Annotated in this window: 13 protein-coding genes; 11 read left to right on the top strand and 2 right to left on the bottom strand. The window is 63.5% G+C overall.

Translation table 11 applies throughout. The features are described 5' to 3' along the window. Nucleotides 1-1,200, bottom strand: coding sequence for an LPS export ABC transporter permease LptF (gene lptF / locus X733_RS147445; protein WP_023672737.1), 1,200 nt, complete (start codon nucleotides 1,198-1,200; stop codon nucleotides 1-3). A 32-nt stretch (nucleotides 1,201-1,232) separates the two neighbouring features. Here lptF and X733_RS1000000169660 point away from each other — a divergent pair, with 32 nt between their 5' ends. Genes X733_RS1000000169660 through X733_RS147455 form a run of 3 tightly spaced genes read left to right on the top strand, consistent with a single transcriptional unit; the run spans nucleotide 1,233 to nucleotide 3,524 of the window. Continuing rightward, nucleotides 1,233-1,526 carry a hypothetical protein gene (locus X733_RS1000000169660; RefSeq protein WP_155924229.1) on the top strand — a complete coding sequence of 98 codons (294 nt, stop codon included), beginning with the start codon at nucleotides 1,233-1,235 and terminating at the stop codon, nucleotides 1,524-1,526. Between the two features lie 49 nt (nucleotides 1,527-1,575). Next, on the top strand, nucleotides 1,576-3,066 hold the full coding sequence (locus tag X733_RS147450) for a leucyl aminopeptidase (protein ID WP_023819175.1): 1,491 nt from the start codon (nucleotides 1,576-1,578) through the stop codon (nucleotides 3,064-3,066). Between the two features lie 8 nt (nucleotides 3,067-3,074). Further along, nucleotides 3,075-3,524, top strand: a complete 450-nt coding sequence (locus X733_RS147455) for a DNA polymerase III subunit chi (protein WP_023819174.1) — start codon at nucleotides 3,075-3,077, stop codon at nucleotides 3,522-3,524. 6 nt (nucleotides 3,525-3,530) lie between these two features. On the opposite strand, the gene X733_RS147460 is transcribed toward X733_RS147455, so the two are convergent. Further along, nucleotides 3,531-4,127 carry a T6SS immunity protein Tdi1 domain-containing protein gene (locus X733_RS147460; protein WP_023819173.1) on the bottom strand — a complete coding sequence of 199 codons (597 nt, stop codon included), beginning with the start codon at nucleotides 4,125-4,127 and terminating at the stop codon, nucleotides 3,531-3,533. Between the two features lie 153 nt (nucleotides 4,128-4,280). Between X733_RS147460 and X733_RS147465 the strand changes: the two genes are divergently transcribed. From X733_RS147465 to X733_RS147495, 8 genes are all read left to right on the top strand, one after another. Next, the gene (locus X733_RS147465; RefSeq protein ID WP_023695589.1) at nucleotides 4,281-5,270 is read left to right on the top strand and encodes a 3-oxoacyl-[acyl-carrier-protein] synthase III C-terminal domain-containing protein; all 990 of its coding nucleotides are present in this window, start codon (nucleotides 4,281-4,283) and stop codon (nucleotides 5,268-5,270) included. Further along, on the top strand, nucleotides 5,267-6,271 hold the full coding sequence (locus tag X733_RS147470; RefSeq protein WP_031193550.1) for an NAD(P)-dependent oxidoreductase: 1,005 nt from the start codon (nucleotides 5,267-5,269) through the stop codon (nucleotides 6,269-6,271). Before X733_RS147465 ends, X733_RS147470 begins: the two co-directional genes overlap by 4 nt. Further along, nucleotides 6,268-7,092 (top strand): MBL fold metallo-hydrolase, encoded by an 825-nt coding sequence (locus X733_RS11110; RefSeq protein ID WP_023819171.1) that lies wholly within the window; start codon nucleotides 6,268-6,270, stop codon nucleotides 7,090-7,092. Before X733_RS147470 ends, X733_RS11110 begins: the two co-directional genes overlap by 4 nt. Further along, nucleotides 7,089-8,345, top strand: a complete 1,257-nt coding sequence (locus X733_RS147475) for a F390 synthetase-related protein (RefSeq protein ID WP_023819170.1) — start codon at nucleotides 7,089-7,091, stop codon at nucleotides 8,343-8,345. Before X733_RS11110 ends, X733_RS147475 begins: the two co-directional genes overlap by 4 nt. Next, the gene (locus tag X733_RS147480; protein ID WP_023819169.1) at nucleotides 8,342-9,544 is read left to right on the top strand and encodes a GNAT family N-acetyltransferase; all 1,203 of its coding nucleotides are present in this window, start codon (nucleotides 8,342-8,344) and stop codon (nucleotides 9,542-9,544) included. The genes X733_RS147475 and X733_RS147480 overlap by 4 nt, the downstream gene beginning before the upstream one ends. Nucleotides 9,545-9,547: 3 nt before the next feature. After that, nucleotides 9,548-10,552, top strand: a complete 1,005-nt coding sequence (locus X733_RS147485; protein ID WP_023672745.1) for a Rieske (2Fe-2S) protein — start codon at nucleotides 9,548-9,550, stop codon at nucleotides 10,550-10,552. A gap of 52 nt (nucleotides 10,553-10,604) precedes the next feature. Beyond that, nucleotides 10,605-10,892 (top strand): type II toxin-antitoxin system RelE/ParE family toxin, encoded by a 288-nt coding sequence (locus tag X733_RS147490; protein WP_023672746.1) that lies wholly within the window; start codon nucleotides 10,605-10,607, stop codon nucleotides 10,890-10,892. 1 nt (nucleotide 10,893) lies between these two features. Beyond that, the gene (locus X733_RS147495; protein ID WP_023672747.1) at nucleotides 10,894-11,187 is read left to right on the top strand and encodes an addiction module antidote protein; all 294 of its coding nucleotides are present in this window, start codon (nucleotides 10,894-10,896) and stop codon (nucleotides 11,185-11,187) included. The last annotated feature ends 18 nt before the right edge of the window (nucleotides 11,188-11,205 follow it).

Here is an 11,205-nt window from a genome sequence, read left to right as displayed (position 1 = left end):
TCAGGCTCCCTGGCCGGATGTGTAGCGCCGATTGAGGCGCAGCTTGAGCGCCGTCCAGCCATCGCTGACGCGGCCGGCGAAATTCGTCATCCAGTCGGCCCAGCTGCCGGGCAGTTCCATGCTTCGCGAGGTGACGATGAACCAGATGGCGACCGCCGAGGCGATGACCGGCACGCCATAGACCATATAGGCGTATTGCGGGATCTTGTCGGCCTTGCCGGCGGCAAAGAAGCCCAGCCAGCGCACGAACAGCGCAATGGCGATGGCTGTGATCAGCGGGTGGATGCGCGCCTCGCGGTGTGAGCGCGCATCGCCTGCCACGGCCAGCGCGATCAGCGCGAACACCAGCGAATAGGACCATTCGGAAAAGCGCTGGTCGAGCTCGGCCTTGTAGGCGCCGGGCCTGCGCTGGAAGATCTTGTCGTTCGGATCCGGGTTGAGCAGGTATTGCGTCGTTCGGTCCTTGGGCAGGAGCATGATATCGTTCGCCGCCGACATGAAGGCGGAAAGGTCGAAGGCGTAGGACGTGAAGCGAATGACCGACAGGTCGCCGGTCAGCGTCTTGCGATGAATGACGCCGTCATTCATCATCAGCACCTTCTCGTCACCCTTTTCGACGACGCTGCCGCTCTTGGCATAATAGATCAGATTGGCGCCTTCCTCGCGCGAATCGGCCACGAAGATGCCGCCGAGCCGGTTGTCCGGCAGCCGCTCGCCTATCTGCAGGAACAGCCCGTCGTCGATCTTGCGGAACGTGCCTTCCTGGATGATCAGCGACAAGAGATCGGCGCGCGAGGATGCTATCAGCTGGCGGTTCTTCTGCCTGGCATAGGGTTCGACGCCATTGTCGACCGCGAAGGAAAAGACGCTGGCCGCCAGCGCGATCAGCAGGACCGGCCGCACAATCGTCCAGCGCGAGGCGCCGGCGGCGTTGATGACGGCCAATTCCGAATCGGAGTTCATGACGCTGAGCGTCTGGGCCACCGCCACCACCAGGGCGAATGGCACCACGATCGGGATGATGGTGGGGATGATGAGGCCCGCGACCTCGAAAAAAGTGAGCGCCGATTGGCCACTGTCGGTGACCAGGTCGATGCGGGCAAGCACCTGCGTCGTCCAGACAATGGCCAGCGTCCAGATCAGCGCAGCGAGAAACACCGCCAGTGCGCGACGCATGATGTAGCGTTCAACGACCTTCATGTAAGGCTTTTCTCGATTTGCCGAACGGCATCATGCCCGCCGACAAGGTAGTCGTCCGGCTGCGGCTGTACAACTGGGTGCGTTTGGCCATTTCTTTCAGGCGGTTCGATCCGATTCTCCGTCCCACATCGCCCGTTCCGCAGGCCGGAGTGTCGGCGGCAATGGATAAGAAAGGGAGAACATCAATGGTTAACAAAAGGTTGCGGCAGGAAAGCGGAGCCGTGCCGCGACGAATCGTTATCGATTCCGCTGCGCATATGAGCCCTGATTCCGGCAAAGTCTTGCCAAATCAAGGAAAACGACCAAATGTCGCGCATCTTCCCTGAGAATGCATTTTTCCTGAAAATCTGAGCCGTTTCCCGAAAGCAGGACCTGATGACTTTGAGACCATTGATCGCCTTCGCCAAATTTGCCGCACCCAAAAAGGGCAGCATCTTCGTGCTGGCGGCCGACGATGGTGGTCTTGGCGAACCGGCAAAGGCCTGCGACCCCTCAGGAACGCTGGCGCGGGCGTTTCCGGTGGCGGAGTTTTCCGGAAAATTCGCCGGTGTCGTCGAAGTGCTGGCGCCGCAGGGAACATCGCTCGACCGACTGGTGGCGGTCGGCGCCGGCAAGGTCGCCGGCCTCGATGACTTTGCCTGGCTGAAGCTTGGCGGCACCATCGCCGCGTCCCTGCGCAAGGCAGCGGAGGTGGCCGTCATCCTCGATGTGCCGGGCGCAAAGATTGGCGGCAGGCAAGCGGCGAACCTTGCCGCCGGCATCATTCTTCGCAGCTACTCCTTCGACAAATACAAGACCAGGAAAGACAAGGACGATGCCGAGCCGAAGAAACCGGTCAAGGTGACCATCCACACCGCCGATCCCGCCGCGGCGAAAAAGGCCTTCGCCGACGAGGTTGCGGTCATCGACGGCGTGCTTCTGGCGCGCGACCTTGTCAACGAACCGGCCAATACGCTCGGCCCGATCGAATTCGCCGCCCGCGCCAAGGAACTGGAAGCGCTCGGCGTCGAGGTCGAGATCCTCACCGAGAAGGAAATGAAGAAGCTCGGCATGGGCTCGCTCCTCGGTGTCGCGCAGGGTTCGCCGCGCGGCGCCCGGATGGCTGTCATGCAATGGAAGGGCGGCAAGGCCAAGGACGCACCGGTCGCCTTCGTCGGCAAGGGCGTCACCTTCGACACCGGCGGCAATTCTATGAAGCCGGCCTCCGGCATGGAAGACATGAAGGGCGACATGGGCGGTGCCGCGGCCGTCATCGGGCTCATCCAGGCGCTGGCCGCGCGAAAGGCCAAGGCCAATGTCGTCGGCATCGTCGGGCTGGTGGAAAATGCCGTCGACGGCCATGCCCAGCGCCCCGGCGACATCGTCACCTCGATGTCGGGTCAGACCATCGAGGTGCTCAACACCGATGCCGAAGGACGCCTCGTTCTGGCCGACGCGCTGTGGTATTGCAACGACCGCTTCCAGCCGAAATTCATGGTCAATCTGGCGACGCTGACCGGCGCCATCATGGTCGCGCTCGGCCAGCATTATGCCGGCCTGTTCTCCAACAATGACGAACTTTCGGAGAGGTTGACGGCGGCCGGCCAGGCGAGTCAGGAGCGGCTGTGGCGCATGCCGCTTGGGCCCGAATACGACAAGCTGATCGATTCCAAGAACGCCGACATGAAGAACATCGGCGGCCGCTATGGCGGCGCCATCATCGCCGCGCAGTTCCTGCAGCGCTTCGTCAAGGAAACGCCGTGGGCGCATCTCGACATCGCCGGCACCGCGATGGGCTCTCCGCCGAGCGAGATCAACCAGTCCTGGGGCTCGGGTTTCGGCGTCAGGCTGCTCGACCGGCTGGTGCGCGACAATTACGAGGGATAAGGCAGGGAATGGCCGATGTCCTGTTCTACCACCTGACCGAATCGACGCTGGAGGATGCGCTTCCCGGCCTGCTCGAGCGCAGCGTCGATCGCGGCTGGCGCGCCATGGTGCAGACCGGGACCGAGGAGCGGCGCGATGCGCTCGACCTGCATCTGTGGACATTCAGGGACGATTCGTTCCTCGCGCACGCGACCGACCGTGAAGCCCATCCGGCCGAACAGCCAATCCTGCTCACCACGAGCGACGCCAACCCCAACCAGGCGCAGATACGCTTCCTCGTCGATGGCGCCGCACCCGCCGATCTCGCCGGCTACGAACGCGCCGTGTTACTGTTCGACGGCCATGACGCGGCCCAGGTCGAAGGGGCGCGGACGCATTGGAAGGTGTTGAAAGAAGCGGGCCACGCTGTCACCTACTGGCAGCAGACGCCCGACCGTCGCTGGGAGCGCAAGGCGTAAGTCGCGTTATCGGTCGCTGATCGTAACCTTGTTTATCTTCGCGCCCTGCGGGAGATCTTTCACCTGCCGATGGATTTGGCCGGCGATATGCACCTTCACAACGAAAAACGTCGTTTCCATCTCTCGCAGACTCATTTCGCCGCCAAGCACCGGCGGCTTCTTGAAATCATAGCATTGGCCGGCTGCCGGAATCAGTCGGTTCTTTCGGGCGGCAACGACAAGGCCCGCCAGCAGCAACTCGTCGCGGCGCGCTTCATTCTGCAAGTCGGCCTGAAATTCCGCCCAATGACCCGCAATTCTGGTCAATTTCCCGTCGAGCATATCGAGATGACGAACCGACCCGTCGCCGGCACGGAAAAATATGTCGCCGAAAGCTGACACCGCAGCTGGTTCAAGGCCATCCAGTCCGATCCACTTCCAGCCGTCCAACGCTTCCGCGACTTGGTTCGCAGGTGGTTCGATAAAGAGGAACTGATAGTCATGGGGCCATTCGGCTCTGATCAAGCCCCCTGTATTGGCTCTGTTGGCCTCGGCTTTTCCTTCCTGTCTGGCGTCGGACGCGCCAAAAATTGAAGAAATAAAGCGGAAAAAAGATCTGGCCATAATCGCCCCCGTACGGGTCTTTATACTTGCGAGAGATTCTAGCCGCAATCCACTGAAGGCTCCATAGTTCCCACGCATTCGTCTTGATGATGGCCATCACATTGGATCCGTTTTATGGATTGACTGGATGCAGGCTCATTGGGCGGGCTGAGAATGCGGATCAGGATCATCGGAACCGGGCGGGCCGTGCCGGCTCGATGCGTGACGTCGCGCGCCCTCGATGCGCGGCTGGGGTTTGGCGATGGACATTTCGAGGCCGCGACCGGCGTCATCGAACGCTATGTCTGCGACGCCGAATCGCAGGTCGACCTTGCTTGTGCCGCAGCCCGTCTGGCGCTTGCCGATGCCGAACTTGAGGCAGGCAGTGTCGATCTGGTCATCGGCGGTTGCGGCGTGCCTTATCAGCCGTTGCCGTCGACGGCTCCGCTGGTCATGCAGCGCCTCGGCCTTGCCGATGGGTCGGCGGCCGCCTTCGACGTCAACAGCACCTGCCTCGGTTTCCTCACAGCCTTCGAGACCGCGTCGCGCCTGATCGAGGCCGGGCAATGCCGGACGGCGCTGGTGTTCTCGTCTGAAATCGCCTCGCGCGCCCTGCCGTGGCAGGACCAGCCGGAAATTGCGGCCCTCTTCGGCGATGGCGCGGCGGCCGCCGTGCTGCAACAGGCAGCCCCTGGCGAAGGTGGGGTGGCGGCCAATCTGATGCGCACCTACCCTTCCGCCTATGCGGCCTGCAGCATCGGCTCCGGCGGCACCCGGTTCGACTTTCATCGTGAGCCCGAGGAATTCGCCCGCCACAGCCTGTTCCACATGGAGGGTAAGGAACTGTTTCGCGTCACGTCACGCCATTTCAACGGCTTTGTAGCGGAGTTGCTCGATCGCGCCGGCTGGCGTCACGACGATGTCGACCTCGTCGTGCCGCATCAGGCAAGCCCTTTCGCGCTCGCCCACATGGCGCGCCAGACCGGCTTCGCCAGGGAAAAGCTCGTCGACATCGCGGCGCGCTACGGCAATCAGATCGCCGCTTCCATCCCCTTTGCGCTCGACGTCGCGCGCCGCGAACAACGCATTGTGCCCGGCGCCAAAGTGCTGTTCCTCGGCACCTCGGCCGGCGTGTCGTTCGGCGGCATGGCGCTGGAAGCATGACCGTGGGACGCGTCCTCGTCACCGGCGCCAGCGGCTTCCTCGGCGCGCATATCATGGCGCGGCTGGCGGCAGTGGGCACACCGGCGCTGGGTCTTGGCAGGGACGCCAAACGCTGCGCGGCGCTCGAAGCCGCTGGTCATCGGGTCGTTCGGCTCGATTTGTCTCAACCATTCGATGCAGCTGCCGCGCGCGCTCTCGACGGCGTCGATGCGATCATCCACTGCGCGGCACTTTCCGCGCCCTTCGGCAGGTTGGCGGATTTCCAGACGGGAAATGTCACAGCTACCCGCAACCTCAGCGATTTCGCGCGCGGGCAAGGCGTGCGCCGCTTCGTCCATATCTCCAGCCCGACGGTCTGTTTCGCCTATCGCGACCAGCTCGGAGTTTCCGAGAATGCGGCCTTGCCCCCTCCGGTCAATCACTATGCCCGCACCAAGCGGCAGGCCGAGGAGATCGTGCTGGCGGCGCCTGAGATCAGCCCGGTGGTGCTGCGGCCGCGCGGCCTCTACGGTCCCGGCGACCGCACGCTGCTGCCGCGTCTGCTGCAGGTGGCACGGCAGCGCCCGCTGCCGCTGTTTCGCGACGGCAAGGCGCGCATCGATCTCACTTATATAGAGGATGTCGTCGATGCGGTGCTTGCCGCGCTCTCCGCCGGGAGCGCTGCCGAGGGACAGATATTCAACATCTCCGGCGGCGAAGTGGTGCCGGTCCGCCGCATTGCCGAGGCGGCCTGCGCCCGCGCCGGCGTGCAGCCGCGCTGGCGCAGAATGCCGCTCTGGCCCGCCATGCTGACGGCCGGGATAGCGGAGGCGGTAGCGAATATATTGCCCGGCCGCCCGGAACCGCCGGTGACGCGCTACGGTCTTGGCCTGTTCGCCTATGCGCAGAGCCTCGATCTTTCCAAGGCAGGCCGCATCCTCGGCTGGGCGCCGAAAGTGTCGTTCGAGGAAGGGCTCGATCGCACATTCGGCAAGGCGACGGAAAGCAGGGAGGCTGCGTGAAGATCGTCTTCGCCAACAGCGCCTCTGTCAGCGCAGCCGAGCGCCTGATCCTGCGCGGCGGCAGCTGGGCGAAGGTCAGGCTACGTGTCCGCTACGGCCTGATCATGCATCCGCAGGCCGGCCCCGTACTGATCGATACCGGCTACACGCCGCATGTGACACAAGGCAGCGAGCGCAGCACGGCGCTGCGTCTTTACAGTGCGATCCTCCGGCCCCAGCTCAACGAAGCCGAGCAGCCGCTCGCGGTACTGGCGCGCTTCGGCCTGTCTTTGCAGGATGTGCGCACCGTCATTGTCACGCATTTCCATGCCGACCACATGTCGGGCCTGTCGCTGTTTCCCAACGCTCGGCTTATCGCCAATGACACCGCCTGGGCGCGGGCGAAGGCCAAGACTTCCCGGCAGAATCTGCGCCATGGCGTCTTCAAGGAACTGTTCCCGGCCGATTTCGAGAGCCGGCTCGACGGGCTGTCGTCGAAGCGGCGGATCGAACCTCGCGGCGGCGTGCCAGGCGGCGCCGATCTGTTCGGCGACGGCAGCGTCATCGCAGTCGGTCTGCCCGGCCATGCCGATGGCCAGTTCGGCCTTTCGTTCCCAAATCTCGAGCGGCCGCTGCTCTACGCCGTCGACGCGCAATGGTTGTTCGCGGCCCTTGTCGAAAACCGAACTCCCGGTCTGCCGGCAACCCTGCTGGCCGAGGATGCCGCCGCGATCGAGCCGACCAGCGTAATGTTGCGCCGGTTTCTGGCGACCGGCGGCGAGGTTGTTCTTTGTCATGATCCGGCGGTGACGGCCTACGATCTGGCCGGAGAGAGCGCATGAACGGGCCGACGGAAGCGGCCCGTTCGTTTGTGTTGACGCAATGGCTCTCGCGCAAGAGCCGTGAGAATTTCGAACGCTGGCAAGGTCATGCCTTGCGCCGCTTTCTCGACCGCGACCTGCCGCGCGCGCCGTTCTACGGCAAGACGCCGCGTCATCTCGGCGATCTGCCGGTGACCGACAAGGCGACGCTGATGGGCAATTTCGAGCGCTTCAACATTCATGGCGTCTCGGCCGCCGAGGCCTGGAAGGCGCAGGCCGGCGATAGCCGCATTGGCGAGCTGACTGTCGGCTCCAGCACCGGCACGTCGGGCAATCGTGGCCTGTTCGTCATTTCCGAGGCGGAAAAATACCGCTGGCTGGGCACCATCCTGGCCAAAGCCGTGCCCGATCTGCTCTGGCTCCGGCAGCGCGTTGCGGTGGTCCTGCCGCAAAACACCGGGCTCTACGATAGCGCGCGCAAATCGCGGCGTATCGACCTGCGCTTCTTCGATCTGACGCGCGGTCCGGAGAGCTGGCGCGGCGCTCTCGAAGATTTCGCGCCGACGGTGATCATCGCGCCACCGAAGATACTGCGGCACTTCGCGGCCGAGGGCTTTCGGCTCAAGCCGCAGCGTGTCTTCAGCGCCGCCGAAACGCTCGACCCGGTTGACCGGCCGGTCATCGAGGCATTCTTTGGTGGTCAGGTCGACCAGATCTACATGGCGACCGAAGGGCTGTTCGCCGTCACCTGCCGCCAGGGCGGGCTGCATCTGGCCGAGGATTCGGTGTTCTTCGAGTTCGAACCGGCCGGCGACGGCCTGGTCATGCCGCTGATCACCGCCTTTCGCCGCCGGACCCAGATCATGGCGCGCTACCGGATGAACGATCTGCTGCGGCTGTCGGAAAAGCCATGCCGCTGCGGCTCGCCGCTGCGCACGCTGGACGAGATCGTCGGCCGCATGGACGACGCTTTCCGGCTCGCCTCGCCGCACGGGCAGCTCCTCGTCACGCCCGACATACTACGCAATGCGGTGCTCAAGGCCGACCGGCGCATCGACGATTTCCGCCTGGTCCAGACCGCTGAAGATGCAATCGAACTCAGCCTGGCCCCCGGGCTTGCCGACGAAGCCGCCACCGCTGCCCATCAGGCCGTGCGCAATTTGCTGGCGGCGCGCCAGGCGACAGCTTCGGTCAGCCTTGTTCGCAGGGACCTGCCGTTGGAGACCGGCCGCAAACTGCGTCGGGTCGAATGCCACCTGGGAGCGGCATCATGAACCGGCTCGCTATGTTGCCACTCGATCAGACGAACCGGGTAGAAAACAGCCCGCGTGAGGTCGAAGCCTTCGTTCAGCTTTTCAACCAGGTGCCGGTGCGCGACCTCGTGCGCAATCTGACAGTGGCTGTCGAAACCTTCGAGATCGCCGGCCGCTCCTTTCCGCTGACGCTGAACGACAGAAGCGAAGCGCCGAACTGCTATATCTGCTGCCCGTCCAGCGCCTATATCGACTATGCCATCGACGAGACCCGCAATTTCGTCTCCTCGCCCTTGCTGCAAAAAACGATGCGGATGCTGATCGGCCTGTGCGCGCCGCTGGTCAGGATGAGCGGCCTTGACCATCAGGTTCAGGTCAACAACTGGCTCTATTCGACCAATCCGGTGCCGCTGCTCGATCGCAACGCGGTCGCGGCGATGCGCGACGATCTCACCGCGCGTTTTCCAGATCGCGCTGTTTTCATCCGCTCCCTGAACGAGATCGCCGATCCCTCGACAATCGCAGCGCTGAAGGCGGAGGGTTTTCGAATGCTGGCGGCGCGGCAGATCTACATCTTCGCAGGCGACGGTTCGGCCATGACCAACGACATGAAGCGCGACCGCAAGCGGCTGCCCACGACGCCTTTCGAGCAGGTCGGCAATGGCGACTTCACCGAGGCCGACTATGCGCGCGCCGAAGCGCTCTACCGGATGCTCTATCTCGACAAATACACGCCGCTCAACCCGCACTACACGGCCCGCTATATCGGCGAGACGCACCGTCGCGGCATCCTGCAACTGGCAGGCCTGCGTCGTCCCGGCGGTGAACTGGTCGCCGTCGCCGCTTTGTCTCAGAACGGCAGGACACTGACGCAGCCCATCGTCGGCTACGACACCGGCCTCCCGGTGAGCGAAGGCCTTTACCGCATGATGATGGCGCTGGCGCAGGATCATGCGATGGCGCACAGCCTGTTCTTCAACATGAGCGCCGGTGCCGCCGCCTTCAAACGCTTGCGCGGCGCCGTGGCGACGGTGGAATACAACGCCGTCTATGCTGCCCATCTGCCGCGCCGCCAACGCATGGCGGTGCGGATCATGGAATTTGTGCTCGCGAAGATCGGCATTCCCCTGCTCAGGAGATNCGCGCCGCCAACGCATGGCGGTGCGGATCATGGAATTTGTGCTCGCGAAGATCGGCATTCCCCTGCTCAGGAGATTTGAACTTTGAGCGACACCCGGCAGCAGAAAGACAAAGACTATTGGCAGGCGGTGATGCGGTCTGCCGACATCAAAGCCAAGCCGAAGCGCATCCTGTTCGACGGCGCGCCACTGGTGCTGTTCCGCTCGGCGAAAGGCATTGCCGCCCTCTTCGACCGCTGCGCTCACCGCCTGGTCGAACTCTCGACCGGCAAGGTCGTCGGTGGCGAGATCGAATGTCCCTATCATGGCTGGCGCTACAATGGGGAAGGGCGCTGCACCGCCATTCCCGGCCATGTCGGCGACGTCCCGCATTACCGTATCCGCCGCTACAGCGCGATCGAGCGCGACGGCGTCGTCTTCGTCTCGGCAGGCACGCCTGAGGGCGAGCCCTATCTCCATTGCATGCAAGGCAAGGATGTCGTCGTGAAGCGGGTGCGAAGCTCGGCGCGATCGACGGTGCTCGACGCCGCCGAGAACATTCTCGACGCCACTCACACCCACTTCACCCACAAGGGTGTCCTGCGCGGCCTGACCGCAAAGCGCCATCTCGTGCGCGTCGAGGTGACCGGCGGCAAGGGCTGGGTCGAAAGCTGCTACACCGGCGAGGACCGCCAACAGGGGCTGGTCAGCCGGCTGCTGGAAGGCGAGCGCGCCAAGACCATCGGCCGCTACCGCCATCCCGGCATCGTCGAACTCGAATATTGGGGCAAGGGCGGCTTGGCGCTGGCGACCACTTTCCATTTGCGTCAGGCGGACGAACGGACCGTCGAAGGCGTCGGCTGGCTGATCGGCCCGCGACAGGGCCTGTTCGGCGAACTCAAGGCGCTTGCTTTCCGGCCGCTCTTTGCCTTTGCCCTGCAGCAGGATCGCCGTGTGCTGAAATCGGCCAGCGACAACGCCCGTATATCGCCGCAGGTTCAGCCGGCGATCGGCCCGCTGGATTTCCTGCGCCGCGACATAGCGGCGATCATCGACGGCAAGATGCCACCGGCGGCGGCAGAGCCGCGGGTGCACCAAATCGAGTTGTAATCTAAAGTTCACGGCACTTGATTCCAGTTCTGCTGTAAATTATAGTTCACGGATGATCGAAGTTCGATCCACTGACGAATTCCGAAAATGGCTCAGAGGGCTCACGGACATTCGCGCCGTAAAGAAGATCACCCAACGGATTGTCCGCGTTCAGGCTGGGCTGTTGGGAGACGCCAAGTTCTTCGATGGCATAGGAGAATTGCGCGTAGATTACGGTCCGGGATACCGCGTGTACTTCGTCCGGCGCGGCAACACGGTCATTATCCTGCTCTGCGGCGGTGACAAAGGCTCGCAGGACAGGGACATCGGAAAAGCCAGGAAAATGGCAAAGGAAGTTTGATATGACCCTCAGAACCACACCATTCGACGCCGCCGAATATCTTGATGATGCTGAGTCTCAAGCCGAACTGCTCGCTGATGCGTTCGAGACCGGGGACGCGACTTATATTGCGCACGCCCTCGGCATTGTCGCGCGCGCCCGCGGCATGACAAGCATAGCGAAGGACGCCGGCGTGACCCGAGAGGCACTCTACAAGGCGCTGAGCGAAAAGGGCGATCCGCGCCTCAGTACATTGCTGGGCGTAACCAAGGCGCTTGGCCTGCAATTGTCCGCAAAGCCAGTTAATCCCGTTTAGGCAACCTTAGCAGGACTT

The sequence above is a fragment of the Mesorhizobium sp. L2C066B000 genome (assembly GCF_000502335.1).
Classification (GTDB): domain Bacteria; phylum Pseudomonadota; class Alphaproteobacteria; order Rhizobiales; family Rhizobiaceae; genus Mesorhizobium.
This window is presented reverse-complemented; position numbering and strand designations above follow the sequence as displayed.

What these genes read in the sequence shown, in the direction of transcription:
- lptF (WP_023672737.1), bottom strand. Translation starts at nt 1,200, where the DNA reads ATGAAGGTCGTTGAACGCTACATCATGCGTCGCGCACTGGCGGTGTTT.
- X733_RS147460 (WP_023819173.1), bottom strand. Translation starts at nt 4,127, where the DNA reads ATGGCCAGATCTTTTTTCCGCTTTATTTCTTCAATTTTTGGCGCGTCC.
- X733_RS147475 (WP_023819170.1), top strand. Translation starts at nt 7,089, where the DNA reads ATGAACGGGCCGACGGAAGCGGCCCGTTCGTTTGTGTTGACGCAATGG.
- X733_RS147450 (WP_023819175.1), top strand. Translation starts at nt 1,576, where the DNA reads ATGACTTTGAGACCATTGATCGCCTTCGCCAAATTTGCCGCACCCAAA.
- X733_RS147470 (WP_031193550.1), top strand. Translation starts at nt 5,267, where the DNA reads ATGACCGTGGGACGCGTCCTCGTCACCGGCGCCAGCGGCTTCCTCGGC.
- X733_RS147455 (WP_023819174.1), top strand. Translation starts at nt 3,075, where the DNA reads ATGGCCGATGTCCTGTTCTACCACCTGACCGAATCGACGCTGGAGGAT.
- X733_RS1000000169660 (WP_155924229.1), top strand. Translation starts at nt 1,233, where the DNA reads ATGCCCGCCGACAAGGTAGTCGTCCGGCTGCGGCTGTACAACTGGGTG.
- X733_RS147465 (WP_023695589.1), top strand. Translation starts at nt 4,281, where the DNA reads ATGCGGATCAGGATCATCGGAACCGGGCGGGCCGTGCCGGCTCGATGC.
- X733_RS147490 (WP_023672746.1), top strand. Translation starts at nt 10,605, where the DNA reads ATGATCGAAGTTCGATCCACTGACGAATTCCGAAAATGGCTCAGAGGG.
- X733_RS147495 (WP_023672747.1), top strand. Translation starts at nt 10,894, where the DNA reads ATGACCCTCAGAACCACACCATTCGACGCCGCCGAATATCTTGATGAT.